The organism is Rhodovibrio sodomensis (genome assembly GCF_016583645.1).
GTDB lineage: Bacteria > Pseudomonadota > Alphaproteobacteria > Kiloniellales > Rhodovibrionaceae > Rhodovibrio > Rhodovibrio sodomensis.
Map to the genome: position 1 here is coordinate 1 of NZ_NRRL01000040.1, position 21,926 is coordinate 21,926.

At 67.1% G+C, this 21,926-nt stretch carries 14 protein-coding genes and 1 tRNA gene; 4 read left to right on the forward strand and 11 right to left on the reverse strand.

The window, feature by feature from the left end:
* Window positions 1–324: 324 nt before the first annotated feature.
* The 9 genes from CKO28_RS14330 to CKO28_RS14370 all read right to left on the reverse strand — a co-directional run bounded on the left by CKO28_RS14330 (window position 325) and on the right by CKO28_RS14370 (window position 15,463).
* Window positions 325–1,863, reverse strand: a complete 1,539-nt coding sequence (locus tag CKO28_RS14330; protein WP_200341480.1) for an AAA family ATPase — start codon at window positions 1,861–1,863, stop codon at window positions 325–327.
* A 62-nt stretch (window positions 1,864–1,925) separates the two neighbouring features.
* The gene (dnaE, locus tag CKO28_RS14335) at window positions 1,926–5,471 is read right to left on the reverse strand and encodes a DNA polymerase III subunit alpha (protein WP_200341481.1); all 3,546 of its coding nucleotides are present in this window, start codon (window positions 5,469–5,471) and stop codon (window positions 1,926–1,928) included.
* 238 nt (window positions 5,472–5,709) lie between these two features.
* A complete protein-coding gene (locus CKO28_RS14340; RefSeq protein WP_200341482.1) occupies window positions 5,710–6,402 on the reverse strand; it encodes an ABC transporter ATP-binding protein in 693 nt (230 codons plus the stop codon).
* The gene (locus CKO28_RS14345) at window positions 6,395–7,639 is read right to left on the reverse strand and encodes a lipoprotein-releasing ABC transporter permease subunit (protein WP_200341483.1); all 1,245 of its coding nucleotides are present in this window, start codon (window positions 7,637–7,639) and stop codon (window positions 6,395–6,397) included. Before CKO28_RS14345 ends, CKO28_RS14340 begins: the two co-directional genes overlap by 8 nt.
* 16 nt (window positions 7,640–7,655) lie before the next feature.
* Entirely contained in the window at window positions 7,656–8,981 is a 1,326-nt protein-coding gene (gene proS / locus CKO28_RS14350) for a proline--tRNA ligase (RefSeq protein WP_200341484.1), read from the reverse strand.
* A gap of 450 nt (window positions 8,982–9,431) precedes the next feature.
* Window positions 9,432–10,181 carry an electron transfer flavoprotein subunit beta/FixA family protein gene (locus tag CKO28_RS14355; protein ID WP_200341485.1) on the reverse strand — a complete coding sequence of 250 codons (750 nt, stop codon included), beginning with the start codon at window positions 10,179–10,181 and terminating at the stop codon, window positions 9,432–9,434.
* Window positions 10,182–10,432: 251 nt separating this feature from the next.
* Entirely contained in the window at window positions 10,433–13,003 is a 2,571-nt protein-coding gene (locus CKO28_RS14360) for a GcvT family protein (RefSeq protein ID WP_200341486.1), read from the reverse strand.
* 327 nt (window positions 13,004–13,330) lie between these two features.
* Window positions 13,331–14,086, reverse strand: coding sequence for an RlmE family RNA methyltransferase (locus tag CKO28_RS14365; RefSeq protein WP_437127633.1), 756 nt, complete (start codon window positions 14,084–14,086; stop codon window positions 13,331–13,333).
* Window positions 14,087–14,173: 87 nt separating this feature from the next.
* On the reverse strand, window positions 14,174–15,463 hold the full coding sequence (locus CKO28_RS14370; RefSeq protein ID WP_338050137.1) for a Ppx/GppA phosphatase family protein: 1,290 nt from the start codon (window positions 15,461–15,463) through the stop codon (window positions 14,174–14,176).
* A gap of 331 nt (window positions 15,464–15,794) precedes the next feature.
* Between CKO28_RS14370 and CKO28_RS14375 the strand changes: the two genes are divergently transcribed.
* Both CKO28_RS14375 and phaZ read left to right on the forward strand, forming a co-directional pair.
* Window positions 15,795–15,868: transfer RNA gene (locus CKO28_RS14375), tRNA-Gln, on the forward strand.
* Between the two features lie 521 nt (window positions 15,869–16,389).
* Entirely contained in the window at window positions 16,390–17,586 is a 1,197-nt protein-coding gene (gene phaZ / locus CKO28_RS14380) for a polyhydroxyalkanoate depolymerase (RefSeq protein ID WP_200341487.1), read from the forward strand.
* A 335-nt stretch (window positions 17,587–17,921) separates the two neighbouring features.
* Here the strand turns inward: phaZ and CKO28_RS14385 are convergent, their stop codons facing one another.
* Window positions 17,922–18,596 (reverse strand): HD domain-containing protein, encoded by a 675-nt coding sequence (locus CKO28_RS14385; RefSeq protein ID WP_200341488.1) that lies wholly within the window; start codon window positions 18,594–18,596, stop codon window positions 17,922–17,924.
* A 17-nt stretch (window positions 18,597–18,613) separates the two neighbouring features.
* A complete protein-coding gene (locus tag CKO28_RS14390) occupies window positions 18,614–19,162 on the reverse strand; it encodes a hydrolase (RefSeq protein ID WP_200341489.1) in 549 nt (182 codons plus the stop codon).
* Window positions 19,163–19,405: 243 nt separating this feature from the next.
* On the opposite strand from CKO28_RS14390, the gene CKO28_RS14395 reads away from it, so the two are divergent.
* Both CKO28_RS14395 and CKO28_RS14400 read left to right on the forward strand, forming a co-directional pair.
* On the forward strand, window positions 19,406–21,280 hold the full coding sequence (locus tag CKO28_RS14395) for a DEAD/DEAH box helicase (protein WP_200341490.1): 1,875 nt from the start codon (window positions 19,406–19,408) through the stop codon (window positions 21,278–21,280).
* A gap of 307 nt (window positions 21,281–21,587) precedes the next feature.
* Window positions 21,588–21,830, forward strand: a complete 243-nt coding sequence (locus CKO28_RS14400; RefSeq protein ID WP_200341491.1) for an Lrp/AsnC ligand binding domain-containing protein — start codon at window positions 21,588–21,590, stop codon at window positions 21,828–21,830.
* The last annotated feature ends 96 nt before the right edge of the window (window positions 21,831–21,926 follow it).

The following is a 21,926-nucleotide window of genomic DNA, read 5'->3' on the forward strand; positions in this document are numbered from 1 at the left end:
GGTCAGCGGCGAGCTGGCCCAAACCCTTCGGCAACTGCGGGTTCAAGCCCCTTCCAAGGTGCTCAGCGTGACGGCGGTCTCGGACGCTGCCTAGAGACACGCCACGAACCTGTTCTGTGTAACCCCCCTGATTGAGGCGGCAAATTCCGGCCGTCTTTCTAGCCACCGCGAACTCGGGCCTGACCATGGCGAAATTCCTCAACCCGCGCCGTCCACGACTCCCAAGCATTCTCGATCCTTTCGCGACAAGCTAACGATTTCCGGGCAACAATCTCAGCTTGTAAATCAGAGTGACAGGCCTGGACCGGACCGACACACCGCATATTAATTGCCCCGGCTCTTATAAATTTGTCTTAGAACCATCCGAGCATTGGGAGTCAACTCACCCCCAAACGCCTCCTCCACAGCAGCTATATTATCTCCGGTATCGCTCAACATTTTCATGAACAAATGCCTATAGTCTCGCTCATATTCGTGTGCCTCAAACAATTGACTGGTTAGCTCATCAACTCCTGCACCAAATGTTTCAAAGTTCGGCGGTGTAATGAATCGTGAAAAATAGTCGTCTCTGTGTATCACTTGAACATATCTGCTAGGGACCTGCTGCGCAACGATCGGCGAGTGACTAGCGATAATCGCGCATGCGCTATACTGATTCAATAAATCAAAAAATATGTTCATAATTGTTGACATCATCATCGGGTGGAGATGGTTTTCCGGCTCATCAAATAATATAAGGGATTCGTTGTCAATCAGCTGAACCAGTCCACTAACAATATTCAAACATATTCTCTGACCAGCGGATAATTCATTATAAATAGCGATATCGAAAAACTCTTCATCATCAGCATACAACCATTTGGGGAAAATGCGCCGGCAGAAATCTTTATACATTTCCGAACGTTGACTATCTTTCGAAATAGCCGCCATCGAATCTGAAATTTCCGAAAGTAGCTTAGATAGAGACTTTAACTCTGTGTGCCGGGATTGAACCGCGTTCGCTTCACTCTCAGTATCGTTAGAATCGCTAGGCCGCGCCCTTAGGCCTCGATAGTAATACTCGAAGTCCCGATCATCTGATCCTTTTGGAATAGCAAAATGATCAAACGCATTAAATGAAATTGCGATCAAACGGTAAAAACTTGGCCTTTGATCAAGACGAGCTTCCGTCGGTATATCTGATTGGGCGCTCGTTTGTCCGCCCGAGTAATTAGTCATCAGGAACGCGATGTCTGACATCATACGGGTCTTTCCAACCCCATTTTCACCAACCAATAGATTTATTTGCGACGGTAACAGTGATGTTTTTTCGAAATCAAAAACGATATAATCGTCAAATTGACTTTCGGAATTCCTGTAGTCGAGCGTAAAGTGTCGTACTACCTCCTGCTGTTCACCAAATATAATACTTCGTGCTTTGTCTAATGCTTCCGCGGCCGATGATAGCCTCAAGAGTGAAGTGCGGAATACATTGAGTTCTTTGAAATTATCGTAAATATTTTTGTCGATAGAACAGTCTCTGAGCCGTTTTAATATCTCGATGGCGATGTCGTGGTTCAAGTTTATCAGTATACGGTAATATTCCGTTGATTGGCCAAGAGAACAAAAATCGTCACTGAGTTCGTTGAAGTTTGTCAGGTCGAAGAACGTGCCTAGTGGCACACGGTCTCCTTGATTTTTCTCACAAATTTTTACGTCACCAACTGCAATTTTTTCATTGTCATGGAATAAGTACATCTGGAATAGAGTTTGATATCCAAAATCATTCCAACGGTCTTCCTGCAAGATAACAGTATTATTTGGATGCCGGCCGGTGGCCGTCATGCGTGGTATGATCTTAAAGTGTATGTTCGGTTTCGCCATCTAACGGCGCTTCCTGTTTAGCGGCGTGCTTGGGGCTATGCGTGTCCAAGACCGTTTGGGCATTAAACATCCTGCACCACAACCCCCGGGATGCTCTTTAAGGCCTGGCGCGCGTTGGGCGACAGCTTATAGCTGTCGGGGAGTTCCATCTCAACCTCTTCGCCGTGGTCGAGGTCGAGGACGACGGAGACCTTGCCGCGGCCCCGGCCCTCGCGGGCCAGGATTGACTTGAGGTGGGGCAGCGGGTCGGGGGATTGGAGGTAGACGCGCAGGCCCGCGGCCGCGTTGGCTGCGGCCTGGTCGAGGTCCTCGATCTCCTGGGCGGTGAAGCGGACGTCGTCGCCCCCGTTCCCATTCGAAGAGCCCATTTGCACCTCTAAAGTGAGCAGGACCGGCTGGCCGGGGACCATCAGGTCGCGGGTCTTGTTCAGCACCTCGGTGAACACCCAGACCTCGTAGACGCCGGACTGGTCGGAGACCGACAGGATGGCGAACTTGTTGCCGGTCTTGGTCCGGCGCTCCTGCTTGCCGGCGACGATCCCGGCGGCCTTCTTGCGCCCCGGCTCGACCTTCATCAGCTTCGGGATGTCGCCGAACTTGGCGACCCGCAGGCGCTCTAGCGTCTGGCCGTAGCTGTCCAGCGGGTGGGCGGAGAGGTAGAAGCCGATCGCCTCGAACTCGGTGCGCAGGCGGTCCATGTCCGGCCAGTCCTCGACCTTCGGCAGCGACAGGCGCGGGGCTTCCTGCGCGCCGCCGCCGCCGCCGCCGAGGCCGCCGCCGCCGAACAGGGAGACCTGGTTGGAGTTGCGCTCGCTCGCCGCGACGGCGGCGTGGCGGACGATCGTGTCCGCGGCCTTGTAGACCTGCTGGCGGTTCGGGTTGATCTGGTCGAACGCGCCCGCGCAGGCCAGCTGCTCGATCTGGCGCTTGTTGATCTGCTTGCTGTCGAGCCGCTGGGCGAGATCCGCCAGATCGCGGAATTCGCCGCCTCTGTCGCGCTCGGCGACCAGCCCCTGCATCGCCGCGTGGCCGACGTTGCGCAGCGCGGCGAGCGCGTAGCGGATGCCCAGGCGCGCGTGGCCCTCGGCGTCGGTGTATTCCTCCGTGTCGAAGTCGGGGCGGGAGCGGTTCACGTCGGGGCCGAACAGGCGCACGCCCATCCGGTTCAGCTCCTGGCGGAAGACGTTCAGCTTGTCGGTGTTGGCCATTTCGTAGGTCATGGTCGCGGCCATGAACTCGACCGGATAGTTCGCCTTCAGATACGCGGTCTGGTAGGCGACCATGGCGTACGCGGCGGCGTGCGACTTGTTGAAGCCGTAGCCGGCGAACTTGGCGATCTGGTCGAAGATCGCGCTGGCGTTCTGGGCGGTGACGCCGCGGGCCTTGGCGCCCTCGGTGAACTTCTCGCGCTGGGCGTCCATCTCCGCCTGGATCTTCTTGCCCATGGCGCGGCGCAGCAGGTCGGCCTCGCCCAGGGAATAGCCCGCCAGCTCCTGGGCGGCCTGCATGACCTGCTCCTGGTAGATCATGATGCCGAAGGTCTCCTCCAGCACGCCCTGCAGGCCTTCGTGCAGGTAGTCGACCGGCTCCTGCCCGTGCTTGCGCCTGATGTAGGAGGGGATGTTGTCCATCGGCCCCGGGCGGTAGAGCGCGACCACGGCGATCACGTCCTCGAAGCGGTCCGGCTTCAGGCGCTTGAGCACGTCGCGCATGCCCTGGGATTCCAGCTGGAACACGCCGATCGTGGCGCCCGAGGCCAGGAGGTCGAAGGTCGGCTGGTCGGCCAGCGGCAGGTTGGACAGGTCCGGCGGGTCGATGCCGCGCTTCCGGATCAGCTCGCAGGCGGTCTGCAGGACGGTCAGGGTCTTCAGGCCGAGGAAGTCGAACTTGACCAGGCCGGCCTTCTCGACGTCCTTCATGTTGAACTGCGTGACCGGCATCTCCGAGCGCGGATCGCGGTACAGCGGGATCAGTTCGTCGAGCCGCCGGTCGCCGATCACCACGCCGGCGGCGTGGGTGGAGGCGTGGCGGTACAGTCCCTCCAATTTCAGCGCGACATCGAGCAGGCGGGCGACGGTTTCGTCGCTGTCGCGCTGCTCTTGGAGCATCGGCTCGCCGTCGATCGCCTCCTGCAGGGTGGTCGGCTGGGCCGGGTTGTTCGGGATCAGCTTGGAGATCTTGTCGACCTGGCCGTAGGGCATCTGCAGGACGCGGCCGACGTCGCGCACCACCGCGCGCGCCTGCAGCTTGCCGAAGGTGATGATCTGGGCGACCTTCTCGTGGCCGTACTTGTCCTGGACGTATTGGATCACCTCGTCCCGGCGGTCCTGGCAGAAGTCGACGTCGAAGTCCGGCATCGACACGCGCTCGGGGTTCAGGAACCGCTCGAACAGCAGGTTCCAGCGCAACGGGTCCAGGTCGGTGATCGTCAGCCCCCAGGCGACCACCGAGCCCGCGCCCGAGCCGCGGCCCGGGCCGACCGGGATGTCGTGGGTCTTCGCCCACTGGATGAAGTCGGCGACGATCAGGAAGTAGCCCGGGAAGCCCATCCCCTCGATCACGCCCAGCTCGTGCTCCAGGCGCTGCCAATAGGGGTGCGCGACGCGCGCGCGCTCGGCGTCGTCGGCCTCCGCGCCGGTGAAGACGGCCGTTTCCAGACGCTTTCGGAGCCCGTCCTCGGCCTGGGCGCGCAGCTCCTCGGCCTCCGAGCGGCCGCCTTCCGTGGCGTAGGGCGGCAGCATCGGCTCGACCGGCTCGGGGAAGTAGGCGCAGCGCCGGGCGATCGTCAGCGTGTTGTCGACCGCCTCGGGCAGGTCGGCGAACAATTCGCGCATCTCGGCGGCCGACTTGAAGTAGTGCTCCGGGGTCAGCTGCCGGCGGTTGTCCTGGCTGACGTAGGTGCCCTCGGCGATGCACAACAGCGCGTCGTGCGCCTCGTGCATGTCGCGGGTCGGGAAGAACGGCTCGTTGGTCGCGACCAGCGGGACGTCGCGGTCGAAGGCGAGCTGGAGCAGCCCCGCCTCGCACGCCTCCTCCTCGGCCAGGTCGTGGCGCTGCAGCTCGACGTAGAGCCGGTCCGGGAAGGCGCGGTGCAGGCGGTCCAGCACGTCGCCCGCCGCCTCCGGCTTGCCGTCGCGCAGCAGCCGGCCGACCGGGCCGTCCGGCCCGCCGGTCAGGCAGATCAGATCGCCCGCGTGCGCTTCCAGCTGCGGCCACTCGACGTGCGGCAGCTCGCCCGGCTCGGTCTGCAGGTGCGCGTCGGAGGCCAGCTTGATCAGGTTCCGATAGCCGGCCTCGCTTTGCGCCAGCAGCACGATCGGCTCGGGCGCGGGCTTGTGGCCGCTTTGCGCGGTTTGGCCGCTATGGCCGGCGGGATCGGCGTCCGCGCGCGCCAGGTTCAGCTGGCAGCCCTGGATCGGCTGCACGCCCTTCTTGATCGCCGCCTGGGCGAACTGCAGCGCGCCGAACAGGTTGTTGGTATCGGTCATCGCGACCGCCGGCATCTGCTGCTCGGCGGCGAGCGCGACCAGCTTGTCCAGCTTGATCGCCCCTTCGGACAGCGAATAGGCGGAGTGAACGCGCAGATGGACGAAATCGGCGTGGGTCATGGGCCCGAGTGTGGCACCGAGCGGCGAGTCGGCGCTACGGGCAGAGCTGTGGATAACGACCGCAGCAACGGGTCCCTCTCCCTCGACGGGAGAGGACAGGTGAGGGTGAACTCACGGGCATACGGCGAGGAATCCCACCCTCACCCTCCCACGCGCTGTCGCGCGCGGGCCCTCCCTCTCCCCTCAAGGGAGAGGGTTTGGCATGGCAGGCGCTTCCATCGCGGACGGGCGAGCGCCCTCACGCCTCCACCAGCACGCCGTCCTGCAGCCGCAGCGTGCGGTCCATCTGGCCCGCCAGCTCCAGGTTGTGGGTGGCGACCAGGGCGGCGACGCCGGCCTCGCGGACGATCGCGGTCAGGACGTCGAAGACGCGCGCGCTGGTGGTCGGGTCGAGGTTGCCGGTCGGCTCGTCGGCCAGCAGGACGGACGGATTGTTGGCGAGCGCGCGGGCGACCGCGACGCGCTGCTGCTCGCCGCCGGACAGTTCGGCCGGGCGGTGGTCCATCCGCTCGGCGAGGCCGACCAGCTCCAACAGCTCGCCCGCCCGCGTGCGCGCCGCGCGACGGCCGGTGCCGGCGATCATCTGCGGCAGCACGACGTTCTCGCGCGCGGAGAATTCCGGCAGCAGGTGGTGGTGCTGGTAGACGAAGCCGATCCGCGCCCGGCGCGTCCGGGTGCGCTCGCCGTCGCCGGCGGTGGAGACGTCCTGCCCCTGGACCACGACCTGGCCGGCGTCCGGGCGCTCCAGCAGGCCGGCGATGTGCATCAGGGTCGACTTGCCGGAGCCGCTGGGGCCGACCAGCGCGACCATCTCCCCGCCCTGCACGCTGAGCGCGGCGCCGTTCAGGACGTGCAGGTCGGTGCGCCCCTGGTGGAAGGTCTTGCGCAGCTCCGCGAGCGCGAGCGCGGCGCCGCCGGTCCCGTTACTCATAGCGCAGCGCCTCCACCGGATCCAGGCGGGCGGCGCGCCAGGAGGGGTAGAGCGTGGCGAGCAGCGACAGCGCGAGCGACATCGCCACCACGGTGGCGACCTCCTGCGGGTCGACCTTGGAGGGCAGGTTGGAAAGGAAATAGATCTCCGCGGCGAACAGCTCGGTGCCGGTGAGGTTCTCCAGCCAGCCGCGAATGGTCTCGATGTTCTGCGCGAACGCCAGGCCGAGCGCGAAACCGGCGGCCGTGCCGACCACCCCGATGGCCGCGCCGGAGATCAGGAAGATCCGCATGATCATCCCGCGGGTGGCGCCCATCGTGCGCAGGATCGCGATGTCCGGGCCCTTGTCCTTCACCAGCATGATCTGGCCGGAGATGATGTTGAAGGCCGCCACCACGATGATCAGGGTGAGGATCAGGAACATCACGTTGCGCTCGACCTGGATGGCGTTGAAGAAGCTGGCGTTGGCGCGCTGCCAGTCGACCGTGCGGTAGCCGGGGCCCAGCATCTCGCCGATCGTCCGGCGCACCTGGTCGACGTCGTCCGGGTTCTTCACGAACATCTCGATCGCGTTGACGGCATCGCCGGTGCGGAAGAACTTCTGCGCCTGCTTGAGCGGCAGGTAGATGAACGAGCTGTCGTACTCGTACATGCCGACCTCGAACAGGCCGGCGATCTCAAAGCTCTTCACCCGGGGGACGGTGCCCAGCACGGTGGTGTTGCCGCGCGGGCTGACCAGGGTGATCTGGTCGCCCACGGAGAGGCCCAGCCTGTTCGCCAGGCGCCGGCCGACCAGCGCGCCTTTCCGGCCGAAGGCCTGCGCGCTGCCGACGATTACATTGTCCGCGATCAGATCGCGCTCCAGCAAGTCCTCGCGCGCCATGCCGCGGACCACCGCGCCGGACGCCTCGCCGCGGTTGGTCACCATGACCTGGCCCTGCACCTGCGGGTGGGCGCGGGTTACCCGGTCGATCGACGCCAGCCGGGACGCCAGGTCTTCGTAGCCGGTAATCTCGCCGCCGTTGGCGTAGACGGTGATGTGGCCGTTGACGCCCAGGATGCGATTCAGCAGCTCGGCGCGGAAGCCGTTCATCACCGACATCACGATGATCAGCGTCGCCACACCGAGCGCGATGCCGAGCAGCGAAAAACCGGCGATCACCGAGATGAAGCCTTCCTTCCTGCGCGCCCGCAGATAGCGGAAGGCGACCGTGCGTTCGAATGCTCCGAAGATCATGAAGCGGCCTGGCGCCCTACCCCGCCAGCTTGGCAAGCGCGGCGTCGGGCGACAGCTCGTCGCGCTCGCCGGTCGCGCGGTGCTTCAGTTCGACCGTGCCGGCCTTCAGGCCCTTGGGCCCGACGATCAGCTGCCAGGGCAGCCCGATCAGGTCCATCTGGGCGAACTTGGCGCCCGGGCTGTCCTCGGTATCGTCGTGCAGCACGGTGAGACCGGCCTGCTCCAGCTTCGCCTGCAGGTCGTCGCAGGCCTGCCGGCAGGCCTCGTCGCCGGCGCGCAGATTGATCAGGCCGACCTTGAAGGGCGCCACGCTCTCCGGCCAGACGATGCCGGCCTCGTCGTGGAACGCCTCGATCAGCCCGCCGACCAGCCGCGACACGCCGACGCCGTAGGAGCCCATGTGCACCGGCACGCTGTCACCGTCCTTGGTGGAGACGGTCGCTTCCAGCGGCTCGGAGTACTTGGTGCCGAAGTAGAAGATGTGGCCGACCTCGATGCCCCGGCGCTGGACCCGCTTGTCCGCCGGCACCTGCCGCTCGAACTCGGCCTGGTCGTGCATGTCGTCGGTGCGGGCGTACTGGCCGGTCCAATAGTCGACGATCGGCCTGATCTGCGCGTCGTCGTGCAGGTCGATATCCTGGCCCAGCACGTCGTAGTCGAGCAGGTCCTGGTGGGTGAAGATCTCGGTCTCGCCGGTATCGGCCAGGATCACGAATTCGTGGGACATGTTGCCGCCGATCGGCCCGGTCTCGGCCTCCATCGGCACCGCCTTCAGGCCCATCCGCGCGAAGGTCCGCAGGTAGGTGACGAACTGCTTGCGGTAGGCGCGGAAGGCGCTCTCCTGATCCAGATCGAACGAGTAGGCATCCTTCATCAGGAACTCGCGCCCGCGCATCACGCCGAAGCGGGGCCGCACCTCGTCCCGGAACTTCCACTGGATATGGTAAAGCATCGCCGGCACGTCGCGGTAGCTCTTGGCGCCGGCGCGGAAGATCTCGGTGATCAGCTCCTCGTTCGTGGGCCCGTACAGCATCTCCCGGCCGTGCCGGTCCTTAAACCGCAGCATCTCCTTGCCGTAGTCCTCGTAGCGCCCGGACTGGCGCCACAGGTCGGACGACTGGATGGTCGGCATCAGCAGCTCGTTCGCCCCGGCGCGGTCCTGTTCCTCGCGGACGATCTGCTCGATGTTCCGCAGGACGGCGTTGCCGAGCGGCAGCCAGGAGTAGATGCCGGCGGCGCCCTGGCGGATCATGCCGGCGCGCAGCATCAGCCGGTGCGAGACGATCTCGGCTTCCGCAGGGTTTTCCTTCAGCGTGGGCAGGAAATAGCGCGACAGACGCATGACGGGCCTTCGTCCGGGGGAGCGGTCTCGGGTGTTCGGGCGGTTCGCGCGGCCCGCGGCCGGGGAGCCGCGCGGACGCGGGCGGACAATAGGTGAGCGCCCCGGCGGTGTCCATGCTTGGGCGGGCGCCAATCCCCTCTCCCTCGAGGGGAGAGGGAGGGGCCCGCGCGCGTAAGCGCGTGGGAGGGTGAGGGTGGACTCCCCGGCGCCATCCGAGGAGTCCAACCCTCGCCTGTCCTCTCCTCTCAAGGGAGAGGGACCCGCCGATGCGGTCGTTATACGACAACAGCGGTGGGCGATTTAACTAATTCCGCTCCTCCACGTGGAAGGAGAGGCAAGGGGAGGAGGTTGCCGCGGGCAAGTACCGTGCGCGCCAACAAGAAGCCCCGGCCGGGACGGTCCCGGCCGGGGCATTGGAACAGCTGCGGTCTTAACCGCAGCGCGCGCGGCTTAGATGACTTTCGCCTCGTCGTGCAGCTTGTCGACCAGCTCGCCGACGCTGTCGACCTTGATGCCGGCCTGGCGCGCCGGCGGCTCCTCGACCTTCTGCAGGGTCAGGCGATGGCCGACCTCCACGCCCAGGTCTTCGGGCGTGTAGTTGTCGATCGGCTTCTTCTTCGCCTTCATGATGTTGGGCAGCGAGGCGTAGCGCGGCTCGCACAGCCGCAGGTCCGCGGTCAGCACGGCCGGCCGGCCGATCTTGAGCTGCTCCAGGCCGCCGTCGATCTCGCGGGTCACCAGGAAATGGTCGTCGTGCACCTCGACCTTGGAGACGAAGGTGCCCTGCGCCCAGCCGAGCAGCGCGGACAGCATCTGGCCGGTCTGATTGTTGTCGCCGTCGACCGCCTGCTTGCCGGCGAACACCAGGTCCGGGCTCTCCTTGTCGCAGATCGCCTTCAGGATCTTGGCCACCCCCAACGGCTCCGGCGCCGGCTCCGCCTTGACCAGGATGCCGCGGTCCGCGCCCATGGCGAGCCCGGTGCGCAGCGTTTCCTGCGACTGCTGCGGGCCGACCGCGACCAGCACGACCTCGCTCGCGTGCCCCTGCTCCTTCAGGCGGATCGCCTGCTCGACGGCGATCTCGCAGAACGGGTTCATCGCCATCTTGGCGTTGGCCAGGTCGACGTCGGAATTGTCCTGCTTGACGCGGACCTTCACGTAGGGGTCGAGCACGCGCTTGACCGGGCAGAGGATTTTCATGGAACGCACCTAGCGCTGTCGTCGTCGGCGAATGGAAATACGGCTGATAGCGCGGATAGCACCCGCCCTACCCCCTGTCAACGCGGCCTCCGGCGGGCCCGGCGGTGTGCTGGGACATGGCAAACCAATCCCCCTCCTCCACGTGGGAGGAGGGGCTAGGGGAGGAGGTGCCATGGATAGATGCCGCGGGCACCCTCCTCTCCCTAACCCTCTCCTCCCATTGGAGGAGAGGGAATCTATGGGCGCCGAAGCTACGACCGCGCGCGCTCGTTCGCGGGGTCGTAGAGCGGCTTGTTGCCGACCGCCTCGACCTTCATCGGGAAGTGCTCGCTGAAGTACTCCATCACCAACTCGTTGCCTTCCTTGCAGTAGCTGTACGGCAGGTAGCTCATCGCGATGGTCTTGCCGACCGAGGGGCCGAAGGCGACCGAGGTGGTGTAGGACCGGCGGCCCAGCTCGTCCCGGAGCACGTCGCCGTTGGACGGATCCAGCAGCGGCCACGGGCCGACCGGGAAGCGGTCCACGCCGCGCGCGTCGGTTTGCCCCTGCATGGTCAGGGTGCACAGGTAGGCCGGCTGGCGGTTGCGCTCGCGCTGCGCGACGTAGGCCTCGCGGCCGTGGAACTCCATCGGCTTGACCTTGGGCCGGGCCAGACCGGCCTCGACCAGGTTGTACTCGGTCAGGAGGTCGGCGTTCTGCAGGCGCAGGCTCTTCTCCAGCCGGCGGCTGTTGGCGTAGGTCTCGATCCCGACCGGGGGGACGCCGGCTTCGTACAGCATGTCCCACAGGCTCAGGCCGTAGCTGAACGGGAAGTGCAGCTCCCAGCCCTGCTCGCCGACGTAGGAGATCCGGAAGCCGGTGACCGGGATGCCCTTCAGCGTGAAGGTCCGCGAGGCGGCGAACGGGAACCGGTCGGGCTCCAGCTCGTCCGGCCGGTCGGCCAGCTGCTGCAGGACCTTGCGGGCGTTCGGGCCCCATACGCCCAGGCAGCCGTAGTGGTCGGTGCGGTCCTCGATGTAGGCGCGGAAGCCGCGGTCCTCGGCCATCCGCTTCATCCACAGGAAGTCGCGGTTGCCCGCGTCGCCGCCGTCGATCACCCGGAAGCGGTCGACGCCCTGGCGCACCACGGTCAGGTCCGCGCGGATGCCGCCGGTGAGATCGATGAAGTTGGTGTAGACACCTTTCCCGACCGGCGTGTTACCGCCGACCTTGGCGACCGACAGATACTCCATCAGCGCCTCGGCATCCGGGCCGGAGACGTCGTAGATCGCGAAGTGGGACAGGTTGATCATGCCCACGTTGTGCGACAGCTCCAGGTGCTCGGCGTTGGAGACGCGCCAGAAGTGGCGGTTGTCCCACTCGTTCCGCCGCTCGGGGATCTGGTCGCCCCACTTCTCCAACAGCGTCTGTTCGTTGGCGGCGTAGCCGTGCGCACGCTCCCAGCCGGCGATCTCCATGAAGTAGCCGCCCAGCTCCTGCTCGCGGGCGTGGAACGGGCTGCGCCGGATGTTGCGGCCCTTGGTGTAGGGCTCGCGCGGGTGGACCGGCGGGTTGTAAATCTTGAACGCCGTCTCGTAGCAGCGCTCCGCGATGTAGTTCTCGGTCTTCTGGATCGGGTAGTAGCGCCCGACGTCGATACCGTGGTGGTCGATCTCGGTGCGCCCGTCGGTCATCCAGTCGGCGACCACCTTGCCGGTGCCGGGGCCGTCCTTGATCCAGACGCTCTCGGCGTACCATAGGCCGCGCGTGTTCGGGCTCTCGCCGATCGACGGGCCGCCGTCGGCGGTCACCTGCAACAGGCCGTTGAACGACCACTTCTCGTTCCAGCCGAGCTCGGCCAGGATCGGGGTCAGCTCCATCGCCTTCTCGAGCGGCTCCATGACCTGCTCGATGTCCAGGTCGTGCTGCGAAGGCGACAGGCGGGCCTGCTCCTTCTCCAACAGGTCGCGCGGGTGGACCAGGCGCGGCGCCTTCTCCTCGTAATAGCCCCACTCGATCTGGCCGCCCTCGGTCGTGGTCGGGTCGCCGGTGTCGCGCAGATAGGCGCTGTTGCCCTGATCGCGCAGCAGCGGGTAGCCGATGTCCTTGCCGGTGCCCTCGAACTCGTTGTACGGGCCGAAGAACAAGAGCGGGTGCTCGACCGGCATGATCGGCAGGTCCTCGCCCGCCATGTCGGTCGCGATCAGCCGGCCCCACAGGCCGCAGCAGACGACGACGTAGTCCGCCGCGATATAGCCGCGCGGGGTATGCACGCCCTTGATCCGGCCATCCTCGATCTCCAGGCCCGTGGCCGGGCAGTTGGCGAAGGTCTGCAGCTTGCCGCTCGCCTCGCCGGCCTGGACCAGCTCGCCCGCGACCGTCTGCGAGCGCGGCACGACGAGGCCCGCGTCCGGGTCCCACAGGGCGCCCTGGATCATGCTCTCCTCGAGCAACGGCATGCGCTGCTTCGCCTCGGCGGCCGAGATCAGGTAAGTGCGGTTGCCGAACGCCTTGCCGGTGCCGACCTTGCGCTTGAGCTCCTCCATCCGCTGGTCGTCGTCCCAGCGCGCGACCTCGAGGCCGCCGACCCGCTCGTACCGGCCGAGCTTGTCGAAGAACTCGATCGAGTAGGTGGTCGTGTACATCGTCATCTGATCACCGGCGGTGGTGAAGCAGAAGTCGGACGCGTGCCCGGTCGAGCCGATGTCGGTCGGGATCGCCGACTTATCGATGCCGACGATGTCGTCCCATCCCCGCTCGATCAGGTGATGCGCCACCGAGGCGCCGACGATACCGCCCTGACCGATGATCACGACGCTCGCGCTGTCGGGAAATTTCGCCATCTCTAACTCTCCGCCTGGAAGGAGGTCTTGCCGCGTGACTGGCCCGTCTGAAATCGCGTGTCCGTCGAGGAGCGCACGTCGTACCGCCGCGCCACCCTGGCCGCCTGACCGGTCGCGCCCACGGCTCCGGCGGGCGCGCCGGCCGACGGGAAGCGCGCTCCTGTCCCCGTAGGCTCTCATCTTCCATGAAGGGGTATGCCGGGGTCGGCGGCTTGCGAACCTGCGACCAGCCTTCGCGGGATTGCGCCACCCAGGAATTAACTGGAACAGGGGATTGGTCCGGGCGGGTCGAACCGGCGCCGGACCCGGGCGTTTACTGCGCCCGGATCAATCGTCGGACGGGACGCCGCGGAATCCGGTCGCGAGCACATAGGTCTCGGCACTCTCGGCCCGGCTCGCCGGCGGCTTGACGTGGCGAACCTTGGCAAAGTCGCGCTTCAGCCGGGCGAGCAGGTCCTGCGCGCTGCCGGACTGCAGGGTCTTGGCGAGGAAGCTGCCGCCGGGGCTCAAGACCTGCTCGGCGAACGCGAGCGCGGCCTCGACCGTGGCGATCACGCGCAACTGGTCGATCCGCTTCTGCCCGGTCATGTTGGGGGCCATGTCGGACAGGACGACGTCGGCCGGCCCGTCGAGCGCGACCTGCACCCGCTCCGGCGTGCCGGGATCGGTCATGTCGCCCTGCAGCAGGGTGACGCCGACCAGCGGCGTCACCTCCAGCAGGTCGATCCCGACCACCCGGCCCTGGTCGCCGATCCGCTCCAGCGCGACCTGGCACCAGCTGCCGGGCGCGGCCCCCAGGTCGACCACCCGGGCACCGGGCGTGAGGACGCGGTGCTTGTCGTCGATCTCGCGCAGCTTGTAGGCGGCGCGCGCCCGGTAGCCCTCGCGCTGGGCGGCGGCGACGTAGGGATCCGACAGTTGGCGCTCCAGCCAGCGCTTGGAGGATTCGGTGCGGCCCTTGGCGCGCTTCAGGCGGGTGCCGTCGCCGCCCCCGCGGCCGCTCGAACCGCGCGCGCGCCGGCGCTGGCGGCGCATCCGCTGGCCGCTGCCGCCCTCCGGGCCGGTCTTGTCGTCGTCGCTCATGGCGTCAGGGCCCTGGCCGGCGCCAGGCGGTGCCGGCAATGCTGATGTCGTGACAGGGGGGCCGCCGGCCGCCGCGCCGCGCGGACCTTAGAGCGGCGGCACGGTCGCCAGCGGCTCGCCGCGCTCTTGCATCAGATGATACAGGATGCCCTCGCGCAAGCCCCGGTCCGCCACCGTCAGGCGGTCGACCGGCCAGGCCTGGCAGATCGCCTCCAGGATCGCGCAGCCGGCGATCACCAGGTCCGCCCGCTGAGGGCCGATGCAGGGATGGCGCAGGCGTTCGTCCGGCGACATCGCGACGATCCGCCGGCTGGTCGCGCGCACCGTGTCGGCGGACATCTCCGAGCCGTCGACCTGCCGGCGGTCGTAGCGCGGCAGGTCCTTGGCCACGCCGGCGAGGGTGGTCACCGTGCCGCTGGCGCCGACCATCTGCACCGGCCGGCCGGCGAACGCGCGAGTCACCTCGCGGTCGCCGGCGAACGCGCTCAGCGACTCGGCGGCCGCCGCAACCATCGCCTCGTAGGTCTCCCAGGTGTCGGGCGCGCCGTCGAACCGCTCGGCCAGGTTGGCGACGCCGACCGGCATCGAATGCCAGGCGACCAGATCGGGGGCCTCCGGGGCCATCGCCGCGCCGGTTCCGTCCTGAGGGGGTGCGGCGTCCAGCCGACGGTCCGGCAGGGTCAGCCAGCACAGTTCCGTGCTGCCGCCGCCGATGTCGAAGATCAGCCCATTGGGCACATCGGCGTCCAACAGCGGCGCGCAGCCGCCGAGCGCCAGGCGCGCCTCCTCCTGCGGGTCGATCACCTCAAGCCGCAGCCCGGTCTCGCGCCGCACCCGGTCCAAGAAGGCGTTGCGGTTGAGCGCCTGACGGCAGGCCGCGGTGGCAACCGCACGCAGCCGGCAGCCGGGCCGGCGCCGGACCTTTGCCGCGCACACGCCGAGCGCGTCGATCGCGCGGGTCATCGCGGCTTCCGACAGAATCCGGCTGGCGCTGACCCCTTCGCCCAGCCGCACGATGCGGGAGAACGCGTCGACCACCCGGAAGCCGTCCGCCGCCGGCCGGGCGACCAGTAGCCGGCAGTTGTTGGTGCCCAGATCGATCGCGGCGTAGCAGGTCGCCCCGCCCCCCAAGCCCGCGCGCCCCGCTGCGCAGAGACCGGGCTCGGACAGGCCGGCTTCGGGCAGACCGGGGTCGGACCGGCCGGCGTCCGACCGGCTGGCGTCCGACCGGCCGACGTCCGACCGGCCGACGTCCGACCGGCTGGCGCGGGACTGACCCGGTTCCGACGGGCTGGCGCCTGACCGGTCGGCCGAAGCCCGCGCCGGCGCGGCCGCCGGTCCCTGCTGGCGCTGGCGCTGGCGCGGCGCGCGTGCCACCTGCCCGTCTCCTTCGTATCCGTGAATGCATTGAGACCGGTTCCACGCCTGCGAATCGCACGCGACCGCGCCGGCAGATGCCGACTCGCAACGAAACCGTAACGCGATCCCCGCACCCCGCCAAGCCGGCGGCCGCGGACACGCCCGGCCCGGCGGCGGCGTCGCGGCGACGCAGCGCCGGCCGGGACCCGCGGCCCACACCTCTTATCTCGGGAAGCCTGTGGGGGTTGAATCCCCCCCGACCCATCGTCTACATAGCGGATGCCGCGCGCCGGGCAGTGCCTCGGCGACCCGCGCGTCCGCGCCGTTCGTTCGCTCGGGCGGACCCGGTTGGGGGATAGTTTAGCGGTAGAACGCCTGGCTCTGGACCAGGTAGCCCAGGTTCGAATCCTGGTCCCCCAGCCAACTCCTTTCTTCCGACAATACAGGTGTAGCAAGCCAGTTGAGCGCTCGCCGATAGTTCGCGCGCCAACCCGCCCGACCTGTGGGCTCGTCTAGGCCGGGCGGCGAACATCGGCGGCGCGATTGCGTTTGTCGGTCGTGCCGCACGGCGCTCGGGCCGCGGTTGCGGGGGACGGTCGTCGTGCGGACGGCCGGGCGTTTGGGCGCCGCACAACGGGTGACGTGGCGGACGGCCCATGCTATGCGGACTCCAGATGTGGTCGCCCCACTTCGCGTACGGCACCTCGCGTACAGCCGCGTGAGGCCGGCGGACCCGCTGCCGTGGGTCCGCCGGGCGATGTCACGGTGCGGATCGGCGGACGTGCAACGCGTCCGCGCACGCCAAGGTCCGTCCGACGGGGGCTCACACCCTCTTAACACTTCGCGCTTAACCCTGGTGCACGAGCGCAACCCCGCGGTCCCGGCACGCCGTCGCCGAGCCACGCCCTGGCCGGGACTGCCGACACGAAGGAAGGTGCGGCTCAATGATCTACACCCTTCACCACATGCGCCAGCGCATGCTGGAGCCCCTCAACTTCGCTGCGGAGACCGGGCAGATGATGCTGCAGCCGGCCGCGAACTTCTTCGCGCCGGCGCGCTTCGCCCAGGCCTCGCTGGAGATGGTGGGCCGGGTCACCCGCACCTACGCCAAGCCCGACTTCGGGCTGGACGTCGAGGAGACGGTGGTCGACGCGAAGCCGTTCTGCCGGCTGCTGCACTTCGCCAACCGCCACGGCAAGACCGACGGGCGCAAGATCCTGCTGGTCGCGCCGCTGTCCGGGCACCACGCGACGCTGCTGCGCGACACCGTCGACGCGTTTATCGAACAGGACGAGGTGCTGATCACCGACTGGACCTGTGCCAGCCAGGTGCCGCTCAGCAAGGGCGACTTCGGCCTCGATGAATACACCGCCTACCTGATGGACTTCCTGCGCCAGACCCACGAACTGGCCGGCGGCCAGGGCTTCCATGCGGTCGCGGTGTGCCAGCCGACCGTGCCGCTGCTGGCCGCCGTGTCGCTGATGGCGGAAGCCGGGATGCCGCAGCAGCCGCGCAGCATGACCCTGATGAGCGGCCCGATCGACCCCGGCGCCGCCCCGACCGAGGTCACCGAGCTCGCCGGCCGCCATTCGATGGAGTGGTTCGAGGGCAACGTCATCCACAAGGTGCCGCTGTCCCACCCGGGCGCCGGCCGGCGCGTCTACCCGGGCTACCTGCAGCTGGCCGGCTTCATGGCGATGAACCCGGACCGTCACATGGAGCAGCACGCCAACCTGTTCTACGACCGGCTGCGCGGCGACCATGCGGCCGCCCAGCGTCTGACCGACTTCTACGACGAATACCTGTCGGTGCTGGACATGGACGGCGCGTTCTACCTCGACACGATCGACCGGGTGTTCAAGCGCCGCGAGCTGGCGCTCGGCACCATGGTCTGGCGCAACCAGCCGGTCGACCCGTCGGCGGTGACGGAAACCGCGACCCTGACGGTCGAGGGCGGGCGCGACGACATCTCCGCTCCCGGCCAGACGGCCGCCGCGCACGACCTACTGCGCAAGCTGCCGGACAGCAAGAAGGCGCATCACCTGGAAGAGGGCGCCGGCCACTACGGCTCGTTCGCCGGCAAGCGCTTCCACACCTCGATCCTGCCGCGTATCCGCGGCTTCATGGACGAGCACGCCTAAACCCGAACGCTCGGCTTGCGCGCCGCGTGGATCGGCGTCACCGATGCTTCGCGCCGCTTTGCTGCGCCAGGCTCTCCTGGATGACGTAGAGACTTATCAATAAGATTGCTTCATGCCGCCGGGCCCGGCGCAGCCGGGCGTCTGGCGGCATCCGGGACCGGCGACGCCCGCATCAAGACCGCCGGTGCACACCCAATGGAAGCGGCCGGCACCGCCCGCCGCTGGAGCAAAATCGATGAAGGCCGCGCCGACCTTGATCGTGAATTTTGCTCTAACTGCTTGAAGAGAGAGCAAGATTCAGCTGGAAAGGTGGCTCCACCTTTCAGCATCTTGCTCTAATACCCGCCATCCGCGTCGCGGGCGAGTTCGGCCAGGACCGCGCGGTCGCCGATGGCGCGCCGGCGGATCGCCCAGGCGTCGGCGTCGGGCGCTCCGGCGCTCGCCCGCCGCGCGGTCTCGACCACGTCCAGGAAGGTCGCCAACGCGCCGTCGGGCGGGGCCGGCAGCGCGGCGACCACGGCCACGCCCCAGCGCACGTAGCCCAGCTTGCGCGCGGCGTCCCACTGGCGCGGCGGCGACATCGACACCGAGCGCAGGTTGCTGGTCTTATCGGCGATCTTGATCAGGCTGGCCTGCGGGCTCTTGGTCGCCGCCTCCTCGACCTGCAGCCGGCGGCGCTGCGCGCGCGGGGTACGCGGCGGATCGGTCAGCTCGTCGACCAGATCCGCCACGGTCGCGCCGAACGCCGCACGGATCTCGGAATCCACGACCGCGCAATCCTCGATACAGTCGTGCAGCCAGGCCGCCGCGACGGCCGGGTCGTCGCCACCGAACGCGCGCGTCAGGGTCGCCACCTCGGCCAGGTGCACGACGTAGGGTTCGCGCGCCGCGCCTTTGCGGGTCTGGCCGGCGTGCGCGTCGATGGCGAACGCTTCCGCCCGCGCGATCAGGTTGCCGGCGGCCGCCGGGGGCGCGGTCTGGGCGGGCGTATCGGTCGGTGTGCGGGTCATCGCCTTGGCAGATAGGGCTATTTGATCAGCGGTGCCAGCCTGCGGAAGGCGTCGGTTCCGGCCCGCTCCAGCCACTCGAACACCACCATCTCGCTGGTCGCGACCTGGCAGCCCAGGTCGCGCAACCGGTCCAGCCCGGCCGTGCGGTCGCTTGCCCGCCGGGAGCCGACGGCATCCGCGACCAGCGTGGTCGCATAGCCGGCCGCCACCAGTTCGGCGGCTGTCTGGAGCACGCAGACGTGGGTTTCCGCGCCGCAGACGACCGCTTGCCGGCGGCCGGCGCCGCCCGTTTCCAGCGCCTCCCGGAACGCCGGTTCGCGCATCGCGGAGAACGTCATCTTCTGCACCACCGCGCCTTCCGGCAGATAGTCGGCCACCTCCTGCACGGTGTGGCCCAGGCCTTTCGGATACTGTTCGCTCGCCAGCACTGGGACGGAAAGCTGTGCAGCGGCGCGCAACAGGAACTGCACACGCGCGCTCAGGCTGTCCGGGTCGGCCAGCACCGGCACCAGCCGGGCCTGCATGTCGACCACCACGAGCAGCCCCTCGCGGGCACTTAAAAGCATTGTCTCTCCATTTCCGGTCGCGGAGACAGACTCCGTCTCCGCCGGCAGGCGGCAACCAACCTGATTTAATGCTATGCGACAACACACCGCCATCCAAGCCCGGTGACGGGCCGAAAACCGCGGCACTGCTTGGCTTTCGATTGACAGCGCGGCTTGACTTCCGATACACAACGGCCACCTGTGCAAGGGACCCAACACGCGGGCAATCATGCCCCGTCCTATCCGGTTTAAAAGACAATCTGCATGAGTTTTAAAGACCTCGGTCTTAGTTCCGAAGTTCTCGACGCCCTGACCGACAGCGGCTACACGACCCCGACGCCGATCCAGGAAAAGGCGATCCCCTACGTGCTCATGGGGCGCGACGTTCTGGGCTGCGCCCAGACCGGAACCGGCAAGACCGCCGGCTTCGTGCTCCCAATGATCGACGTGCTGGCGGAAGGCCGCGCCAAGGCGCGCATGCCGCGCTCGCTGATCCTGGCGCCGACGCGCGAACTCGCCGCCCAGGTGGGCGAGAGCTTCGAGCGCTACGGCAAGTATCACAAGCTGTCCAAGGCGCTGTTGATCGGCGGCTCCTCGATGAGCGAGCAGGAAGCCAAGCTCGACCGCGGGGTCGACGTCCTGATCGCAACGCCGGGCCGCCTGCTCGACCTGTTCGAGCGCGGCAAGATCCTGCTGGCCGACGTCAAGATCCTGGTGATCGACGAGGCCGACCGGATGCTCGACATGGGCTTCATCCCGGATGTCGAGAGGATCGTCGGCCGCCTGCCCAAGATCCGGCAGACGCTGTTCTTCTCCGCCACGATGCCCAAGGAAATCCGGCGGCTGGCCGACCAGTTCCTGATGAACCCGAAGGAAATCTCGGTCGCCCCGCCCGCCTCCCCGGCGGAGACGGTCGAGCAGGGCCTGCTGCGCATCCCCGGACATGACAAGCGCAAGGCGCTGAACATCCTGCTGGACCAAGAGGACGTGCTGAGCGCGCTGGTGTTCTGTAACCGCAAGCGCGACGTCAGCGCGCTCAACAAGGCGCTGCAGAAGCGCGAACTCGCCGCCGGCGAGCTGCACGGCGACATGCCGCAGTCCTCGCGCATGGAGACGCTGGAGAGCTTCAAGCAGGGCGAGATCAAGATCCTGGTCTGCTCCGACGTCGCCGCGCGCGGGCTGGATATGCCCAAGGTCAGCCACGTCTTCAACTACGACGTCCCGAACCACGCCGAGGACTACGTTCACCGGATCGGCCGGACCGGCCGCGCCGGGCGCTCCGGCAAGGCGTTCATGCTGGCCACCCCGGCGGACGGCAAGTCGCTGGCGGCGATCGAGCGGGCGATGAACCGGTCGATCCCGACGGTCGAGCTGGACTCGGTCCGGATCCTGAAGCCCGAAGAGGTCGAAGGCCAACTGCCGGCGGCCGAAGAGAAATTCGGCGAGACGCCAGACGCCCAAACGGCCGACGCGCAACCGGCCGACGCGCAACCGGCCGACGCGCAGGGCGCGCAGGATAGCCAGCCGGCCGAGGCGGATGACGGCAAGGCGAAGAGCGGCAAGCGCCGGCGTCGCGGCGGCCGCAGCAAGGCCAAGAAGACCGGCGACGCCGACGAGCAGCCGCAGACCGCCGGCACCCAGCCGGCCGCCCAGGGCAATGCGGACGACAGCGCCCCGGAGGACCAGCCCGCCGTCGCCAACGACGACGCCCAGGCGGCCGATGCCGACGCCGGCCAGCCGGCCGAACAGCAGAACACCGGCGAGCAGAGCGGCGGCAAGAGCAAGAGCCGCAGCCGCAGCAAGCGGGGCGGCAAGAAGACCAAGCAGACCGACAAGCCGGCCGCCGCGGCGAACGGCGATCAGCCCCAGCCCGACGCCCAAGCGGATGCCCGGCCCGACGAAGGTCAGCAAGCAGCCGCGCGCGCTCAGGCCGGCGACACGGGCGGTGACCAAAAGAGCGGCACCCAGAAGAGCGGTGCCCAGAAGGGCGACTCGCAGAAGGGCGCGCAGCCGAAGGGCGAGCGCGACAAGCGCGGCGAACGGGTCGATCAGGCGTCCAACGGCAAGCAGTCGAAGCCGTTCGGCGACCATACCCCGGCCTTCCTGCTGAAGCCGGTGCCCCAGCGCGCCACCGCATAAGCGAACGGATTATTGTTCAACGGGCCGGGCCGTCGCAGACGCGTGCCCGGCCCGTTGGTGTCGGCCCCGTTCGTGTCCGGCCCGTTCGTGTCCGGACCTGCGCGCGCCCGGCGGCCAAGTCTATGCTTGGGCCCGCCCGGGACGAGGCCTATCCTGTCGCGAGAGCAAAATCGATGAAGGTCGAGTCGACCTTCATCGTGAATCTTGCTCTAACTGCTTGAAGAAAGAGCAAGATTCAGCTGAAAGGAGAGTCCACCTTTCAGCATCTTGCCCTAGGTGTCCACGATCGGCCGTGAGGGCCCGGTTCATGCAGACGATCTTCATCCAGGTGAAGTGCGACCTCGGCAAGGCATATGACGTTGCCGACGATCTCATCCAGCAGGTCGAGGAAGTTTCCGAGGTGCACTCGATCTCCGGGCAGTTCGATCTGATGGTGAAGTGCTACCTGCCCGAGCAAGCCGATATCGGCCATTTCGTGACCCAGAAGGTGCAGACCCTTCCCGGTATCACCGATACCTTTACCCTGATCGGCTTCAAAGCCTTCGGCTAGGCAGGATGCTCTCCGGTAGAATCCGCTTTCAGCTGAATCTGCCCCTTTGTTGAAGACGTTCGAGCAAACTTCACGATGAACGCCGGTCCGGCTGTG

What these genes read in the sequence shown, in the direction of transcription:
- CKO28_RS14385 (WP_200341488.1), bottom strand. Translation starts at nt 18,596, where the DNA reads ATGACCCGCACACCGACCGATACGCCCGCCCAGACCGCGCCCCCGGCG.
- CKO28_RS14355 (WP_200341485.1), bottom strand. Translation starts at nt 10,181, where the DNA reads ATGAAAATCCTCTGCCCGGTCAAGCGCGTGCTCGACCCCTACGTGAAG.
- dnaE (WP_200341481.1), bottom strand. Translation starts at nt 5,471, where the DNA reads ATGACCCACGCCGATTTCGTCCATCTGCGCGTTCACTCCGCCTATTCG.
- CKO28_RS14330 (WP_200341480.1), bottom strand. Translation starts at nt 1,863, where the DNA reads ATGGCGAAACCGAACATACACTTTAAGATCATACCACGCATGACGGCC.
- CKO28_RS14345 (WP_200341483.1), bottom strand. Translation starts at nt 7,639, where the DNA reads ATGATCTTCGGAGCATTCGAACGCACGGTCGCCTTCCGCTATCTGCGG.
- proS (WP_200341484.1), bottom strand. Translation starts at nt 8,981, where the DNA reads ATGCGTCTGTCGCGCTATTTCCTGCCCACGCTGAAGGAAAACCCTGCG.
- CKO28_RS14390 (WP_200341489.1), bottom strand. Translation starts at nt 19,162, where the DNA reads ATGCTTTTAAGTGCCCGCGAGGGGCTGCTCGTGGTGGTCGACATGCAG.
- CKO28_RS14340 (WP_200341482.1), bottom strand. Translation starts at nt 6,402, where the DNA reads ATGAGTAACGGGACCGGCGGCGCCGCGCTCGCGCTCGCGGAGCTGCGC.
- CKO28_RS14365 (WP_437127633.1), bottom strand. Translation starts at nt 14,086, where the DNA reads ATGAGCGACGACGACAAGACCGGCCCGGAGGGCGGCAGCGGCCAGCGG.
- CKO28_RS14395 (WP_200341490.1), top strand. Translation starts at nt 19,406, where the DNA reads ATGAGTTTTAAAGACCTCGGTCTTAGTTCCGAAGTTCTCGACGCCCTG.
- CKO28_RS14400 (WP_200341491.1), top strand. Translation starts at nt 21,588, where the DNA reads ATGCAGACGATCTTCATCCAGGTGAAGTGCGACCTCGGCAAGGCATAT.
- phaZ (WP_200341487.1), top strand. Translation starts at nt 16,390, where the DNA reads ATGATCTACACCCTTCACCACATGCGCCAGCGCATGCTGGAGCCCCTC.
- CKO28_RS14360 (WP_200341486.1), bottom strand. Translation starts at nt 13,003, where the DNA reads ATGGCGAAATTTCCCGACAGCGCGAGCGTCGTGATCATCGGTCAGGGC.